This window comes from Streptomyces nanshensis (genome assembly GCF_001751255.1).
Classification (GTDB): Bacteria; Actinomycetota; Actinomycetes; order Streptomycetales; family Streptomycetaceae; genus Streptomyces; species Streptomyces nanshensis_A.
This window is the reverse complement of record NZ_LJGW01000093.1, coordinates 1-15,649: the sequence shown is the minus strand read 5'-3', so window position 1 is coordinate 15,649 and position 15,649 is coordinate 1. Positions and strand designations below refer to the sequence as shown.

16 protein-coding genes are annotated in these 15,649 nt (G+C 71.6%); 8 read left to right on the top strand and 8 right to left on the bottom strand.

Annotated features, from left to right (window positions below; genetic code table 11):
* Positions 1 to 232 precede the first annotated feature (232 nt).
* The 7 genes from AN218_RS04760 to AN218_RS04730 all read left to right on the top strand — a co-directional run bounded on the left by AN218_RS04760 (position 233) and on the right by AN218_RS04730 (position 4,435).
* Entirely contained in the window at positions 233 to 838 is a 606-nt protein-coding gene (locus tag AN218_RS04760; RefSeq protein ID WP_070015354.1) for a cupin domain-containing protein, read from the top strand.
* Positions 835 to 1,329 carry a rhodanese-like domain-containing protein gene (locus tag AN218_RS04755; RefSeq protein WP_070015353.1) on the top strand — a complete coding sequence of 165 codons (495 nt, stop codon included), beginning with the start codon at positions 835 to 837 and terminating at the stop codon, positions 1,327 to 1,329. The genes AN218_RS04760 and AN218_RS04755 overlap by 4 nt, the downstream gene beginning before the upstream one ends.
* Positions 1,326 to 2,285, top strand: a complete 960-nt coding sequence (folP, locus tag AN218_RS04750) for a dihydropteroate synthase (RefSeq protein WP_079131814.1) — start codon at positions 1,326 to 1,328, stop codon at positions 2,283 to 2,285. Before AN218_RS04755 ends, folP begins: the two co-directional genes overlap by 4 nt.
* Positions 2,282 to 2,761, top strand: a complete 480-nt coding sequence (locus AN218_RS04745; RefSeq protein WP_070015352.1) for a nuclear transport factor 2 family protein — start codon at positions 2,282 to 2,284, stop codon at positions 2,759 to 2,761. Before folP ends, AN218_RS04745 begins: the two co-directional genes overlap by 4 nt.
* 215 nt (positions 2,762 to 2,976) lie before the next feature.
* The gene (gene folB / locus AN218_RS04740; RefSeq protein WP_070015362.1) at positions 2,977 to 3,336 is read left to right on the top strand and encodes a dihydroneopterin aldolase; all 360 of its coding nucleotides are present in this window, start codon (positions 2,977 to 2,979) and stop codon (positions 3,334 to 3,336) included.
* A complete protein-coding gene (gene folK / locus AN218_RS04735) occupies positions 3,333 to 3,929 on the top strand; it encodes a 2-amino-4-hydroxy-6-hydroxymethyldihydropteridine diphosphokinase (RefSeq protein ID WP_070015351.1) in 597 nt (198 codons plus the stop codon). The genes folB and folK overlap by 4 nt, the downstream gene beginning before the upstream one ends.
* 14 nt (positions 3,930 to 3,943) lie before the next feature.
* The gene (locus tag AN218_RS04730; RefSeq protein ID WP_070015350.1) at positions 3,944 to 4,435 is read left to right on the top strand and encodes a DUF3180 domain-containing protein; all 492 of its coding nucleotides are present in this window, start codon (positions 3,944 to 3,946) and stop codon (positions 4,433 to 4,435) included.
* Positions 4,436 to 4,475: 40 nt separating this feature from the next.
* Here AN218_RS04730 and folE read toward each other — a convergent pair whose 3' ends face one another.
* From folE to dacB, 6 genes are all read right to left on the bottom strand, one after another.
* Positions 4,476 to 5,084 (bottom strand): GTP cyclohydrolase I FolE, encoded by a 609-nt coding sequence (folE, locus tag AN218_RS04725; RefSeq protein WP_070015349.1) that lies wholly within the window; start codon positions 5,082 to 5,084, stop codon positions 4,476 to 4,478.
* A 124-nt stretch (positions 5,085 to 5,208) separates the two neighbouring features.
* Positions 5,209 to 7,239: an ATP-dependent zinc metalloprotease FtsH gene (gene ftsH / locus AN218_RS04720; RefSeq protein ID WP_070015348.1), complete on the bottom strand. Its 2,031-nt coding sequence runs from the start codon at positions 7,237 to 7,239 to the stop codon at positions 5,209 to 5,211.
* Between the two features lie 180 nt (positions 7,240 to 7,419).
* Complete coding sequence (hpt, locus tag AN218_RS04715; RefSeq protein WP_070015361.1) at positions 7,420 to 7,959, bottom strand: hypoxanthine phosphoribosyltransferase; 540 nt, start codon at positions 7,957 to 7,959, stop codon at positions 7,420 to 7,422.
* An 80-nt stretch (positions 7,960 to 8,039) separates the two neighbouring features.
* On the bottom strand, positions 8,040 to 9,125 hold the full coding sequence (tilS, locus tag AN218_RS04710) for a tRNA lysidine(34) synthetase TilS (RefSeq protein ID WP_070015347.1): 1,086 nt from the start codon (positions 9,123 to 9,125) through the stop codon (positions 8,040 to 8,042).
* A 289-nt stretch (positions 9,126 to 9,414) separates the two neighbouring features.
* Complete coding sequence (locus tag AN218_RS04705; RefSeq protein WP_070015346.1) at positions 9,415 to 10,560, bottom strand: zinc-dependent metalloprotease; 1,146 nt, start codon at positions 10,558 to 10,560, stop codon at positions 9,415 to 9,417.
* A 104-nt stretch (positions 10,561 to 10,664) separates the two neighbouring features.
* Positions 10,665 to 12,290, bottom strand: a complete 1,626-nt coding sequence (gene dacB, locus AN218_RS04700; protein ID WP_070015345.1) for a D-alanyl-D-alanine carboxypeptidase/D-alanyl-D-alanine endopeptidase — start codon at positions 12,288 to 12,290, stop codon at positions 10,665 to 10,667.
* A gap of 85 nt (positions 12,291 to 12,375) precedes the next feature.
* Between dacB and AN218_RS04695 the strand changes: the two genes are divergently transcribed.
* Positions 12,376 to 12,867, top strand: a complete 492-nt coding sequence (locus AN218_RS04695; RefSeq protein ID WP_070015344.1) for an inorganic diphosphatase — start codon at positions 12,376 to 12,378, stop codon at positions 12,865 to 12,867.
* Between the two features lie 181 nt (positions 12,868 to 13,048).
* On the opposite strand, the gene AN218_RS04690 is transcribed toward AN218_RS04695, so the two are convergent.
* Both AN218_RS04690 and AN218_RS04685 read right to left on the bottom strand, forming a co-directional pair.
* Positions 13,049 to 14,704 (bottom strand): threonine/serine exporter family protein, encoded by a 1,656-nt coding sequence (locus AN218_RS04690; RefSeq protein ID WP_070015343.1) that lies wholly within the window; start codon positions 14,702 to 14,704, stop codon positions 13,049 to 13,051.
* Positions 14,705 to 14,910: 206 nt separating this feature from the next.
* Positions 14,911 to 15,534 (bottom strand): PadR family transcriptional regulator, encoded by a 624-nt coding sequence (locus AN218_RS04685; protein WP_070015342.1) that lies wholly within the window; start codon positions 15,532 to 15,534, stop codon positions 14,911 to 14,913.
* Positions 15,535 to 15,649: the final 115 nt, after the last annotated feature.

Sequence of the window (15,649 nt, the reverse complement as noted above, 5' to 3'; positions counted from 1 at the left end):
CCGTGCCCCGCTCACTCCCATCACAAAGCGCACGGCGGCAAGTTGACCGTCCACAGGTCTCATGCTTCACTCCACCGCATGAACGGCACCGAACTGCACCCCTGGCGGAGGGTCCACCTGGACCTGCTCCGCTACGTGGGCTGCCTGTGTCGTCCGTCCTGCTGATCACGTCTGGCCATTCCGCGCGCTCGCAGTGAGCGCGTGCCCTCGATCACGTTCAGGACGGTTCTCCGTGTCATCCGCATCCCCCTCCCCCGCTGCACCTGCGCCCGATTCCGGTTCCGCACCGGCCACCGCCCCGGCCCCGGGCACGGCCCCGGCCGCCGAGTCCACGACGGACCGCACCCCGCCCACCGAGGCCGAACTCCTCGACTACGTACGGAAGACGGCGGCCGACGCCGAGCTCGTCGCCTCCCTCCCCCTCGATCCCGAGGGCCGTACCTGGCTGCGCCTCAACGGCCCCGGCGGCAGCGAGGCATGGATCATCGGCTGGCCCCCCGGCACCGGCACGGGCTGGCACGACCACGGCGGCTCCCTCGGCGCCTTCGCGACCGCGAGCGGCAGCCTCACCGAACAGTCCCTCGCGGCCCGGCTCCCCACCGAGGGCTGGAAGACGCTGGAGCTGGCCGACGGCGTCGACCGCGAGCGGCAGTTGACCGCCGGACGCGGACGCGCCTTCGGCCCCCACCACGTCCACCAGGTGCTCAACGAGACCGAGGAGGAGCACGCGGTCTCCGTGCACGCCTACTACCCGCCGCTGCCGCTGATGCGCCGCTACAGCCGTACGGGATCGCTGCTGCGCCTGGAGCAGGTCGAGCGCCCGGGCGAGTGGGAATGACGGGGACGCCGCAGCCCGCCGGCGGCACCGAGCCCTCCGGGAACGGTGCCGCCGCCCCCAGCCGCGTCGACTCCCTGCTGGAGGCGGCACGTTCGGGCCTCGTACGCCTCACCCCCGAGGAGGCCGCGCACGCCCAGCGCGAGGAGGGCGCACTGCTCGTCGACATCCGCTACGCGGAGCTGCGCGAGCGGGACGGGACCATCCCGGGCGCCCTGATCGTCGAGCGGAACGAGCTGGAGTGGCGGCTGGACCCGACGTGTCCGCACCGCTCCCCCGAAGCCACCGGTCTCGATCTGCACGTCGTCGTGGTGTGCAACGAGGGGTACGCCTCCGGGCTCGCCGCCCGCTCCCTGCGCGACCTCGGGCTGCACCGGGCCACCGACCTCGACGGCGGCTTCCAGGCATGGCGTTCCGCGGGCCTCCCGGTGGTACCTCCCGTCGGAGCACCCGCACCCCTTCGAGCGGAGGCGCGCCCTACGCTGGAGACATGAATCCAACCCGTGGCCGCGTCATCGGACTCCCGGACTGGAACCGCTGCGCCGTGATGGGGGTGGTCAACGTCACCCCGGACTCCTTCTCCGACGGCGGCAGGTGGTTCGACCCCGACGTCGCGGTCAAGCACGGGCTGCACCTGGTCTCCGAGGGCGCCGACCTGGTGGACGTCGGCGGCGAGTCGACGCGTCCCGGCGCACCGCGCGTGGACGAGGACGAGGAGCTGCGCCGGGTACTGCCCGTCGTCCGCGGTCTGGCCGAGGAGGACGTGCTCGTCAGCGTGGACACCATGCGGGCCTCCGTCGCACAGCGGGCGCTGGAGGCCGGCGCGGTGCTCGTCAACGACGTCAGCGGCGGCCTCGCCGACCCCGGCATGGTGCCCGCGGTCGCCGCCGCACAGGTCCCCTTCGTCGTCATGCACTGGCGGGGCCGCTCCATCGACATGAACAACCGGGCCGTCTACGACGACGTGACCGCGGAGGTCGTGCGCGAGCTGCGCAGCAGCCTGGAGCGCGCGGTGGACGGCGGCATCGCACCGGACCGCATCATCGCCGACCCGGGCCTGGGCTTCGCCAAGCAGGCCCCGCACGATCTGCGTCTCGTCGCCGAACTGAGCCGTGTCCGCGCGGAGTTGGGACACCCGATGCTGGTGGCCGCCTCCCGTAAGCGGTTCCTCGGCCGGGCCCTGGCCGGCGCGGACGGCGCCTCCGTGCCGCCCGCCCGCGAACGGGACGCCGCCACCGCCGCCGTCTCGGCGCTCGCCGCCCGCGAGGGCGCCTGGGCCGTGCGCGTCCACGAGGTACGGGCGAGCGCGGACGCCGTCCGCGTCGTGCAGGCGGTCGAGAGGGCCGCGTCCGGACCACCGGACGGCGGCGGCAACGACACCGGTACGGGCGACGGTACGGGCAACAGCAGCACCGGCTCCGGCACCGGCTCCGCGGGGCGGCTCGGGTGAGCCCGGGCGCCGGCACCGACGTCGAGGCGGTCGAGGCCGCCAACACCGCCCTGTACGACGCCGTCGAGCACGCCGACCTCGACGCGCTCCAGAAGCTGTGGATGGACGACGGCGTCAGCGTGGTCCACCCCGGCTGGCCCGTCCTCAACGGCCGTGACGAAGTGCTGCGCTCGTACGCCCTGATCATGGCGAACACCGACTACGTGCAGTTCTTCCTGACGGACGTCGAGGTCTCCGTGCACGGCGACACCGCGCTGGTGAGCTGCACCGAGAACATCCTCAGCGGCGGCCCCGCCGAGGACGACGGCTCCGCGGGCCCGCTGGTGGGCGGACTGGTCGTGGCGACGAACGTCTTCCGCCGCGCCGGGGACGGCGGCTGGAAGGTGTGGTCGCACCACGGCTCGCCCGTGCTCGTCGAGCGCGAGGACGAGGACGACGACGAGGGCGGCCTGGACGACGGCGACGTCCAGCTCTGAGGACACCGGCTCCGGTCGCCCGCGGTCGTCCGCGCCCACCCCGGGTGTGGCCGCCGCCACTCCTTCGCAGCAGCTCACTCGGAATGTGAGCGTGGGCCTCGGCGCTGTCGGGTAGGCAACCCGCCCCGGGCAGGTACGGCCGCCGCCCGCGGGTAGATTCGAGCGGAAGGCGCACCGCGCCGCTGCGACCAGGACAGGGGACGGGAGTGATACGCGTGGACAAGCTCGCGCTGCGCGGCCTTCGGGCCCGCGGGCATCACGGCGTCCTCGAGCGGGAACGGGAGGAGGGTCAGATCTTCGTCGTCGACGTGGAACTGGGCCTGGACACCCGGCCCGCCGCGGGCGGCGACGACCTCACGAAGACCGTGCACTACGGCGTACTGGCAGAGGAGATCGCCGGCATCGTCGAGGGCGAACCCGTCGAGCTGATCGAGACCCTCGCCCAGCGCATCGCCGACGCGTGCCTCTCCCAACAGCGCGTGCAGGAAGCAGAGGTGACCGTGCACAAGCCCGACGCCCCGATCACGGTCCCCTTCGACGACGTGACCATCACTATCAAGCGGAGCCGCGCATGACGCCGAACAGTGACCCGACCGTACAGCCGGTGCCCGCCTCCGTCGTGCGCCAGGTGGACGCCGCCGACGTCACCCTGCACAACCCGCAGCAGGCGGTGATCGCGCTCGGCGGCAACATGGGCGACCGTCTGGAGCGGCTCCAGAGCGCCGTCGACGCACTCGCCGACACCCCGGGCCTCAAGGTCCTCGCGGTCTCGCCCGTCTACGAGACGGAACCGTGGGGCGTCGAACCGGGCAGCCAGCCCTCGTACTTGAACGCCGTCGTGCTCGTACGGACGACGCTGCCGCCCGGCTCGCTCCTCGAACGCGGCCACGCCATCGAGGAGGCACTCGAACGAGTGCGGGAGGAGCACTGGGGACCGCGCACCATCGATGTCGACATCGTCACCTACCAGGACGTGGTCTCCGACGACCCGCGGCTGACGCTGCCTCATCCGCGCGTGCACGAGCGGGCGTTCGTCCTCGTCCCGTGGCACGACGTGGACCCGGGCGCCGAGGTGCCGGGCGTCGGAGCGGTCGCGGAGCTTCTGGCCGCGGTGGGACGCGAAGGCGTCGCGGCCCGCACGGACCTGGAACTCAGCCTGCCCGAGTAGTCGTTGGGAACCCCGTGAAGGAACTGCGTATCCCCGTCCTGGCGGGTGTCTTCGTCGTCGCCGGGGTGCTGGCCTGGGGCGCCGCGCGGCTGTGGAGCGCGCTGGGCACACTGCCCGCCGTACCGGTCGCGGCGCCCGTCGTACTGGCGATCATCGCGACCGTGCTGCTGGCCACCGCCCTCTCGCTGCGCTCACGTCTGAAGGCCCAGCGGGAACGCGAGATGGGGGCGAAGGGCGTCGACCCGATGATGGCGGCGCGCGCCGTCCTCTTCGGCCACGCCAGCGCCCTGGTGGCCTCCCTGGTCGCCGGGCTCTACGGAGGCGTCGGGGTGGCCCTGCTGATGGACCCCTCGGAGGCACCGGCCAGGCAGGACCAGGCGATCTACGCGGGCCTGTCCGTCGCCGCCGGAATCGCGGTGGTGGCCACGGCGATCTTCCTGGAACGGGTGTGCCGTCTGCCCGACGACGATGACGACGACAACCCCTCGGCGGCGTCCGCGGCCTGATCCGCGGCTCGGCGGCGTCAGCGGCGTCAGCGAAGCGGCGTCAGCGCAGAATCAGGCTCATCGCCTCGGAGCGCGTCGCGGCGTCCCTCAACTGCCCGCGCACGGCGGACGTCAGGGTCTTCGCACCCGGCTTGCGTATCCCGCGCATCGACATGCACATGTGCTCGCACTCCACGACGACGATCACCCCGCGCGGCTCCAGGATCCGCATCAGCGCCTCGGCGATCTGCGTCGTCAGACGCTCCTGCACCTGGGGACGCCGGGCGTAGACGTCGACGAGCCGCGCCAGCTTCGACAGCCCCGTGATCTTGCCGTCCGCGGACGGGATGTAGCCGACGTGCGCGACGCCGTGGAACGGCACGAGATGGTGCTCGCACGTGCTGAAGACCTCGATGTCCTTCACCAGGACCATCTCGTCGTGCCCCAGGTCGAACGTCGTCGTCAGCACGTCCTCGGGACGCTGATGCAGACCCGCGAACATCTCCTTGTACGCACGCGTCACACGGGCCGGGGTCTCCAGCAGCCCCTCACGGTCCGGGTCCTCGCCGACCGCGATCAGCAGTTCGCGCACGGCGTTCTCCGCACGCTTCTCGTCGAAGTCGGCAGGCTGGAATTCGCCCTCTCCGCCGAGCGTCACCGGGTCGGTCATCTCTCGCCTCGCTCCTGGTCCGTGCACATACGACATACGACAAGCCGCGTCCCCCAGGTCTGACAACCCGGGGGACGCGGCTTGAATTCCACGGCCCGCTGTGGGCCGTCACACACGGACTCGGCTAGTTCTCCGTCGGATCGACCGGCTCGACGACGGCGTCCGAGTCCCGCGGTCCGATCTCCTTGCCGCCGCTCTTGTCGAGACTGGGCACGGAACCGTTCCCGTTGCTCAGCGCGGGCGACGAGACCGGGGGCCGCGTCGACGGCGTACGCCGCGAGGAGCCCGTCCAGGCCGGACGGCTCGGACGCTTGACGACCGGAGCGAAGATCTCGGCGATCTCCTCCTTGCCCAGCGTCTCCTTCTCCAGCAGCGCGAGGACGAGGTTGTCCAGGACGTCCCGGTTCTCCACCAGGATCTCCCAGGCCTCGTTGTGCGCCGTCTCGATCAGGCTCTTGACCTCCTCGTCCACCAGCCCGGCGACCTCCTCGGAGTAGTCGCGCTGGTGACCCATCTCCTTGCCCAGGAAGGGCTCGGACTGGTCGGAGCCGAACTTGATCGCACCCAGCCGCTCGGTCATGCCGTACTGCGTGACCATCGCGCGGGCCGTCGCCGTCGCCTTCTCGATGTCGTTCGCCGCACCCGTCGTCGGGTCGTGGAAGACCAGCTCCTCGGCCGCGCGCCCGCCCAGCATGTACGCGAGCTGGTCGAGCATCTCGTTGCGCGTGGTCGAGTACTTGTCCTCGTCCGGCAGCACCATCGTGTAGCCGAGAGCACGGCCTCTGGAGAGGATCGTGATCTTGTGTACGGGGTCGGAGTTCGGCGAAGCCGCCGCGACCAGGGCGTGCCCGCCCTCGTGGTACGCGGTGATCTTCTTCTCCTTGTCGCTCATGATTCTGGTCCGCTTCTGCGGACCTGCGACGACCCGGTCGATCGCCTCGTCCAGATATCTGTTGTCGATCAGCTTGCTGTCGCCGCGGGCCGTGAGCAGCGCCGCCTCGTTCAGCACGTTGCTGAGGTCGGCGCCGGTGAAGCCCGGCGTACGGCGGGCCACCGCGCCCAGGTCCACGTCGGGCGCCATGGGCTTGCCCTTCTGGTGGACCTTGAGGATCTCGTGCCTGCCCTGCATGTCCGGGCGGTCGACGGCGATCTGCCGGTCGAAGCGGCCGGGACGCAGCAGCGCCGGGTCGAGGATGTCGGGCCGGTTCGTGGCCGCGATCAGGATGACCCCGCCCTTGACGTCGAAGCCGTCCATCTCCACCAGGAGCTGGTTCAGGGTCTGTTCGCGCTCGTCGTGACCGCCGCCCATGCCGGCGCCGCGGTGGCGGCCGACGGCGTCGATCTCGTCGACGAAGACGATCGCCGGGGCGTTCGCCTTGGCCTGCTCGAACAGGTCGCGCACCCGGGAGGCGCCGACGCCGACGAACATCTCGACGAAGTCGGAGCCGGAGATCGAGTAGAACGGCACACCCGCCTCGCCGGCGACCGCGCGGGCCAGCAGCGTCTTACCGGTGCCGGGCGGCCCGTACAGCAGAACGCCCTTGGGGATCTTCGCCCCGACCGCCTGGAACTTGGCCGGCTCCTGGAGGAACTCCTTGATCTCCTGGAGCTCTTCGCACGCCTCGTCCGACCCCGCGACGTCCGAGAACGTCGTCTTCGGGGTGTCCTTGGTGATGAGCTTCGCCTTGGACTTCCCGAAGTTCATCACCCGGGAGCCGCCGCCCTGCATCTGATTCATCAGGAACAGGAAGACGACGATGATGAGGACGAACGGAAGGAACGACAACAGCATCCCGACGAACGGGTTCTGCTGCTGCGGTGCGACCGTGTAGCCCTTGGTGATCTCGTTCTGCTCGTATTTGCTCTGGAGCTTCTTGGCGAGGTCGACGCCCTGGGAGTCGATGTAGCTCGCCTTGACCTTGTCGCTGTCTTCGACCTTGGCGCCGTCCTTGAGCTCGAGCTTCACGATCTGCTCATCGCCGGTCGTGAGCTCGGCGGACTTCACCTTGTCCTGGTCGATCGCCTGGACGACCTGTCCCGTGTCCACCGTCTTGTAGCCGCCGGACGAGCCGACGACCTGCATCAACACGACCACGGCGAGGACGGCCAGCACGATCCACATGACCGGCCCGCGGAAGTATCGCTTCACGTCCATCCATACGGAGCGCGCGCGCCCCGTCCCTCCTGCCACAGTGAGTTGAAAAGGCTGACCTTCGGACGGTACCTCAGCATTGTCTCAGGGCGCCGCCGAGGACGGTCAAACAGAACCGTCCTGGCTCCTCCAACGGAGCGCGGCCCCGCAAGGTTCCCGCTGGGTGCGGGGCCTCCGCGGTGCTCAGCCCCCGTAGACGTGCGGGGCGAGCGTCCCGACGAACGGCAGGTTCCGGTACTTCTCCGCGTAGTCGAGGCCGTACCCCACGACGAACTCGTTGGGGATGTCGAAGCCCACCCACTTCACGTCGATGTCGACCTTCGCGGCGTCCGGCTTCCGCAGCAGCGTGCAGACGTTGAGCGAAGCCGGCTCCCGCGAACCGAGGTTGGACAGCAGCCACGACAGGGTCAGCCCCGAGTCGATGATGTCCTCGACGATCAGGACGTGCCTGCCCTTGATGTCGGTGTCGAGGTCCTTGAGGATGCGCACGACTCCGGACGACTGCGTGCCGGCGCCGTAGGAGGAGACCGCCATCCAGTCCATGGTGGCGGGAGTCGACACCGCCCGTGCCAGGTCCGCCATCACCATCACGGCACCCTTGAGCACGCCGACGAGAAGCAACTCCCGCCCCTCGTACTCCTCATCGATCTGCGCGGCCAGCTCGGCCAGCTTCGCGTCGATCTCTTCCCTGGTGATGAGCACCGACTTCAGGTCGGTGCCCATGTCCTTCTCGTCCACCCGTGCCGCTCTCGGTCGAGGTCCCCGGCCCACGCTGCCGCCGGCCGGAGACCGTACGGGGACGGTCAGCCGGTCGGTGTCGACGGGGTCTGTGAGCCATGCCGAATGACCAGTCTGCCACCCTGCCGTGCGGCCTCCACACGGCCCGGCAGATTGATGGCGCTCTGGCCGCGCCAGGCGGTGACGAGCCGGTCGACTTCTTCGAGGTGACGGGCGAAGAGCGAGCCCGACGGGGCGCCCGCCTCGACGGCGGCCCGGCGCAGCACGCGGCGGCGCACCGCGGAGGGCAGCGCCCAGAGCCGGGCGGTGTCCAGTTCGACGGCGTCCCAGCCCTCGGTGCCGGGCTGGTCGGTGCGCACCGTGCGCTCCGCCTGGAGGGCCCAGGCGTCGAGGGCGTCGGCGTCGTCGCGGGAGAGCCGTGCGGTACGCGCGAGCGCCTCGACCACGCCCTTGCCCAAAGCTTTTTCCAGCGCGGGCAGAGCCTCGTGGCGCACGCGGGAGCGGGTGTACGCGGGGTCGTCGTTGTGGGGGTCGTCCCATACCGGGAGGGACTGTGCGAGGCAGGCCTTGCGGGTGGTCTGCCGGTCGATTGCGAGGAACGGGCGGCGGTAGCGGTCGGCGGGGCCGGTGACCTCCGCCATGCCGGAGAGCGACCGCGTGCCGGAGCCGCGGGCCAGCCCGAGGAGGACGGTCTCGGCCTGGTCGTCACGGGTGTGTCCGAGCAGCACGGCCTTGGCGCCGCGGCGGTCGGCCACGTCGTCGAGGGCGGCGTAGCGCGCCGTGCGGGCGGCGGCTTCCGGGCCGGTGTTCGTACGTCCGATGGTGACGGCGACGGATTCGACGGGGTGGAGGCGGAGGGCGGCGAGCCGCTCGGCGACCTCACGGGCGCGGTCGGCCGATCCTGACTGGAGGCCGTGGTCGACGGTGACGCCTCCCGCGCGGAGGCCGAGCCGGGGTGCTTCGAAGGCGAGGGCCGAGGCGAGCGCCATGGAGTCGGCGCCGCCGGAACAGGCGACGAGGACGAGCGGTGGCTCGCCGGGGCTGCGGGTGTCGCCGGCGTTCTCACTGACGACTGCTTGCTCGCTGAGGACGTCGTGGAGTGCGCGGCGAACCGCGAGACGTATTGCAGCGACCGCGGGGTGGGGACCCATATCCGATTCACATCCTCGATGGAGTCTTGTCACGCTGAGTGTGTCGATGGTGACAGAGATGGGGGAGTTCCCAGAGCATCGCACGCGGACCCGCCATTCTCGGTCCCTCGGACGAGTGATTGGCGCGGCTTTCGAGGGCCGGTGCCCGTTCCGCAGAGTAGCCGCCGAACGCCCGCCGGCGCCCGGTCCGTTCCGTACCGGCAGCCGCTGGGCGGAGGTCCCCGCCGGGTGCCCGTCGGACGGTGCGGACGGCCGAACCGGCGGGCGGCTCCCGGCGGTCGCGGGCGCGTCAGGAGCGCATGCGCGCGATCCAGTCGGCGGGGCGGCCGATCTCGGACTTCGTGGGGAGGGTGTTCGGCGAGGTCCAGACGCGGTTGAAGCCGTCCATGCCCAGCTCCTCGACGACGGCGCGCACGAACCGTTCGCCCTCGCGGTACTGGCGCAGCTTGGCGTCCAGGCCGAGCAGTCTGCGCAGGGCCTGGTCCAGCTTTCCGGCGCCCGTGGCACGGCGCTTCTGGAACTTCTCGCGGATCTCCCCGACGCTCGGGACCACGTCGGGGCCGACGCCGTCCATCACGTAGTCGGCGTGGCCCTCCAGCAGGGACATCACGGCGGTGAGCCGGCCGAGGATCTCGCGCTGCGCGGGCGTCTGCACCAGTTCGACGAGGCCGGCGCGGCCGTTCTCCGTCGTCTCGCCGTCCTCGGCGGCGGTGCCCTCGCCCTGTGTGCGGGAGCCGGAGAGCGACTGGGCCGCCTCGCGCAGACGCTCCAGCAGCGTCGAGGGGTCCATCTCCGTCTCGCCGAGGAAGGACTGGATCTCGCCGCGGATGTGGTCGCGCAGCCAGGGGACGGCCGCGAACTGGGTGCGGTGCGTCTCCTCATGCAGACAGACCCAGAGGCGGAAGTCGTGCGGGGCGACGTCGAGTTCGCGCTCGACGTGGACGATGTTCGGGGCGACGAGCAGCAGCCGGCCGCTGCCGTCGGCGCCGCCGGGCAGTTCCCGCGTCGCGGGTGCGAACGTCTCGTACTGGCCCAGGACGCGGGAGGCGAGGAAGGAGAGGAGCATGCCGACCTCGACGCCGGTGACCTTGCCGCCGACCGCGCCCAGCACGGCGCCGCCCGGAGTGCTCGCGCGGCGCTCCTGCACCTTCTCCAGCAGCGGTGAGAGCAGTTCGCGGAAGCCCGCCACGTTGGCGCGCACCCAGCCGGGCCGGTCCACGACCAGGACGGGGGTGTCCGACTCCGCGGGGCGGTCCGGGTACATGCGTGTGAAGTCGCGTACGTGCTCCTCGGACGACTTCGCGTGGCGGCGAAGCTCCGAGACGACCGCGCGCGCTCCCTCGCGGCTCACTTCGGGGCCCGGCCGTACGAGCCGGGTCGCGGTCGCGACCGCGAGATTCCAGTCGACCATCTCCACACCACCGAGGCTCGTCATGACTTCACGGTACGTGTCACATCCGCCGGGCGGGAGGCTGCACCGGCGCGGCGGGGTGCGGGGCCGGCGCGCGCGGCGGCACCGCACGGGGTCGTCGTGCGAGGTCAGTCCGCGGACGGCGAATCGCGGCAGCCGCAGTTGGCGAGGGCGGCGGCCAGGTTGTCCAGGGACTGCTGTGCGGCCTTGCCGTCCCTCGTACCGGACGCCATGAAGGCGAAGGCCAGCATCCGTCCGTCGGCGTCCACGACGGTGCCGGCGAGGGTGTTGACGCCCGTGAGCGTTCCCGTCTTGGCGCGTACGAGACCGGCGCCCTGCTTGCCCTTGTCGCTGCCGTACCGGCTGCCCAGGGTGCCGGTGAAGTGGGCCACCGGCATCCCCGTCAGGACGGACCGCAGCTCCGCGTGGTCGGGGTCGGCGGCCTTCGCGAGGAGGCCGGTGAGGAGGGCGGGCGAGACCTTGTCGCCGCGGTCGAGGCCGCTGCCGTCGGCGAAGTGCGCGCCCTTCAGGGGCATGCCGAGCTTGCCGAGGCGGTCGCGTACGGCGCGGCCCGCGCCCTTGAAGCTCGCGGGCTCGCCGGAGCCCAGGGCGGTCTGGCGGGCCAGCGCCTCGGCGATGTCGTTGTCGCTGTAGGTCAGCATGCGCTCGACGAGCGCGGAGAGCGGCGCGGAACGGTGCACCGCGAGCTGCTTCGCCTTGCCGGGGGCCTCGGCCCTCTTCGGCTTGCCCTTCACTTCGACGCCGTGGTCGCCGAGTGCGTCGGCGAAGTCCGCGGCGGCGTCCTGGGCGGGGTCGGCGGAGCGAGGTGCGGGGCCGTGCGCGGGGGCGCCGTCCGTACCGGACCGGTTCTCCAGGCGGGCCTCGTCGGTCATCAGCGGACTGACGGGGGCGAGGTTGTCGTTGGTGCCGATGGAGTGCCGTACGGGACCGCTGTAGCGCGAGGTGTCGTAGCGGACGGAGACCTCGCCGCCCTTGTGTCCGCCCGCGCGCAGCCGGCGTGCGGTGTCGCCCGCGAGGTCCTTCAGGGCCGCGGAGGTCAGGGTCGGGTCGCCGCCGCCGACGAGCACGACCTGCCCGTCGGAGGTACCGCGTACCGCCTTCGTCTCGATGCGGTGGTCGGCGCCGCGTGCGGAGAGCGCAGCGGAGGCGGTGGCGATCTTAACGGTGGAGGCCGGGGTGACGGCCTTGTGTGACGTGGCGGCGTACAGCTTGTGTCCGGTGGCGGCGTCGACGACCGAGACGGCGCGCACCTTGCCCAAGTCGCCGTCCTCCAGCAGCGGTTCGAGGGTGTCGGCCAGCGCCTCCCGACTCGGCGGAGGGACGCCCGCCGCGCCCGGGCCGTGTGAGTCGGCATCGCGGCCGCCGCCCGCGGGGTCCCCCCGTACGGCGTCCATGTCGAGGGCGGGGAGCACGCGGGGCGCGCCCGGTGCGCCCTCGCCGCCGGGGACGTCGCCGGTGTGGTTCCCGCCACTTCGCCCTTCCCGGGCGGCGGCCCGTGAACGCTCCGCCGTACGCTGGCCCGAGTCCCACGGTCCGCTCGTGGCCACCGCCGTGACGGCGAGCACCAGTCCGAGTGCGGCAGCACCCGCCGTCACCGTCGCGGTCTGCCGCTGCTGCGGAGTCGCGGTCCGCCAGCGCTGCCGGATCCGCCGCCCGTCACGACGGGCACGGGACCGGACCTTCCGGTATGCCCGGATCGCGGTGTCACGCACCTCGGAGGCGGTGTCACGCACCTCGATCAGCCCCTTTCGCGCCCGTGAACGTGCGTGAGGGACACTTAATCACCAGACACATGTGCTGATCATTGAGGAGCCTTCCTTGGAGTTCGACGTCGTCATCGAGATCCCGAAGGGTTCGCGGAACAAGTACGAGGTGGATCACGTCACCGGGCGCATCCGTCTGGACCGGCACCTGTTCACCTCGACCGTGTACCCGGCCGACTACGGCTTCGTCGACCACACCCTCGGCGAGGACGGCGACCCGCTGGACGCCCTCGTGCTGCTGGAGGAGCCCACCTTCCCCGGCTGCATCATCAAGGCCCGCGCGATCGGCATGTTCCGTATGACGGACGAGGCCGGCGGCGACGACAAGCTGCTGTGCGTGCCGGCGTCCGATCCGCGCATGGAGCACCTGCGGGACATCCACCACGTCAGCGAGTTCGACCGGCTGGAGATCCAGCACTTCTTCGAGGTCTACAAGGACCTGGAGCCCGGCAAGTCCGTCGAGGGTGCGAACTGGGTCGGACGTGCCGAGGCCGAAGCCGAGGTCGAAGCGTCGCTCAAGCGCCTGGAGGCCCACGGCGACCACTGAAGCACCGAACCGGTCCGTCGGCGAGACGGGCGGGTGCGAAGGGTGTACGGAGAGCGTGCGCACATCGGGTGCGTCCCGGACGGGGCGCACCCTTCGTGCGTCCGGGCCCCGGCACGTCCGTACGGCTCGTACGTACGGCTCGTCCGTACGGAAGGCCCCGCCCGCTCAGAGGCCCCGCCTGCTAGAAGCCGCGGGTGCGCTTGGCCGCGCGGCGGCCGGGCAGCGGCGTCTCCACTCCGGGGCTCTTGATGAACAGCCGGGCCAGCTCGCCGCCGAGGTTGACGCCGATGGCGATGGCCAGGGCGAGGGCGGCGGCCCGGGAGATGCTGAGGATCCCCGCGTCCATGTGCCCCTGCGCGATGTCGAGCAGCCCGAAGTAGGTGGCGCTGCCGGGAAGCAGCGGACCGATGGCCGCCGTGATGTACGGGAGCGACGAGGAGAACTGGTAGCGGGACATCAACTGGCCGAAGAGGCCGACCAGTCCGGCCGCCGCGACCGTCGCCGGGACGGCGTCGATGTTCGCCGGGCGATTGACCAGCACACCGTAGATGAGCCATGCGACGCCGCCGTTGAGGGTGGCCAGCAGCACGGTGTGACGTTCCTGCTGGAGCAGTACGCAGAAGGCCAGCGCCAGCAGCATGGCCGCGAAGAGCTGGAGCACGGGCTGGATGGTGCCGTGTGTGCTCTCCGGCGTCAGTTCGGCGCCCAGCTTGGAGCCGAAGTAGAGGATGACGAGCACGCCGCCGACGATGCCGACGACAAGGTAGATGACCTCCAGCAGGCGGGCCGCCGCCGTGATGTAGAAGCCCGTGAGTCCGTCGTGCACGGCCGCGACCAGCGCGCGTCCGGGGATCAGCGCGAAGAGGCCACCGGTGATGACGGCCGCGGCTTTCAGCTTCGTGTCGTTGGACTCCCCCATGAGTGCCACCGCGACGCCCATCGCCGCCGGCGGCACGGCCGCGACCGTGAACTGGTAGAACTCCGGCAGCCCGCGCCCCGCGCACAGCCACGCGAGCCGGTCGCCGAGCATCGCGCCGATCGCCGCCAGCGCGAAGACGAGTCCGTCGCCGCCGACGAGCAGCGAGGCGGCGCCGGAGAGGGTGCCGCTGGCGAGCGTCAGCGCGTTCTTCGAGTACGGGTGGCGGTTGCGGCGTATCGCCGCGAGGCGGCGGTAGGACTCCTCCAGCGTGATGTCGCCCTTGGTGATGTCGTCGACGAGCCGGAAGACGGCCGCGAGCCGCGTGTAGTCCGTGCCCCGGCGGCGCACGGTGCGGCCGACCGTCACCGGGTCGTCGACCAGCGAGGGCTGGTGCGTGATGGAGATCAGCGTGAAGGTCACGGTGGGCTCGCAGCGGTCGAGCCCGTAGGCGTGTGCCACGCCGAACATCGCGGCCTCGACGTCCTCGGCCCCCTCGCCCCCCGCGAGCAGCAACTCGCCGATGCGGAGCGTGAGGTCGAGCACGCGGGGCACGCCGGGGCCGGTCTCGGTGTCCTCGGCGCGGCTGGAGCGCTCCGGGGCCGGCCGCTCGGCGAGCGGCATGCGGATCATCGTCCGCATCCGGTCCTGCCAGGGGGCGCCGGGCTTGACCAGGGAGACCTTCGCGATGCCCTCGGGCGGGGTGAACGCGCTGCCGAAGTCCAGCGGAGGGGACGTCAACAGCCCCTCGGGGACGGCGAATTCGGAGCTGGGGTGCTCGTCGTCCGGTACGGGCGGCAGCGGCACGCCCTGGGGTGGTGTGAACGCGCTGCGCACCTCGTCGGCGAGGTGCTGCCTGGTCTCCTCCGGTGTCTCCGCGTTCTCCGCCGACCGGCCGTTGCGCTTAGGCTCCCCGACCACTTCGTGCCCGCTCCCTCACACTTGCGTCCGCGGCCTTCGCCCGCGCCCGCCCGATGGGACCGAGCATAAGGTCGCGTCCGTATCCGGGTCCCGGCCAGGGTGCCCGTGTGAGTGCTCCGCACACACGTGCCCGGCGCCCCGGCGGGCGCCCGGCTCGAACTCGCGCCTCAGAGGCGCGTTTTCAGGGATGTGGTCGAGGCCGTGGCTCAGGTCTGCGGAGGGCGGGGCCGCGGGGTGCCGGGCGGGAGGACGTCGAGTTGGCGCTCGCCCTCGCCGGCCATCACGTACGCGCCGTCCTCCAGCCGCCGCGCGAGGGCGCGCGCCCAGCGGGCGCCGCTGTCGGCGTTGTGGATCCAGAGCTTCATGATCTCGCCGATGTGGCCCCACTCGTCAGGGGTGTTCTCGTCCGGCGACCAGTTCCGCGTGACCTCGCGGCGCCACTCCTCCAGCGCCGCGACCCGCTGCCGCAGCAGCGCGACCGCCTCCTCGCGCGGCAGGTCGACGATGAAGCCCACGCCCGAGGTGAGCATGTCCTCCTTCTCGTCGACGGCGGTGAGCGCGTGCCGCAGCAGCCTCATGAACTCGTCCTCGCCGGCGGCGGTCAGCTCGTACTCGGTACGGGGCGGTCCGCCGGCCGTGCTCGGGCCCGTCTCGTACTGGCGCAGCAGGCCCTGCCGGGCCAACTGCCTCAACGCGTGGTAGATGGAGCCGGGTTTGGCGTTGGACCACTCATGGGCGCCCCAGAACTCCAGATCGCCGCGGACCGCGTAGCCGTGGGCCCGCCCGTGCTGGCGTACGGCCCCCAGGACCAGCAGCCGGATCGCCGACATCGTCTCCCCCTTGCCCCTTGCCCCTTGCCTCTCGCGCTCGCGCGTCCGCGAGCGTCCCGGGCGCGCGCCTCCCGACCGCCGCGGGCCGCGCCGCCGCCAGCCTAGACGGGCGGCG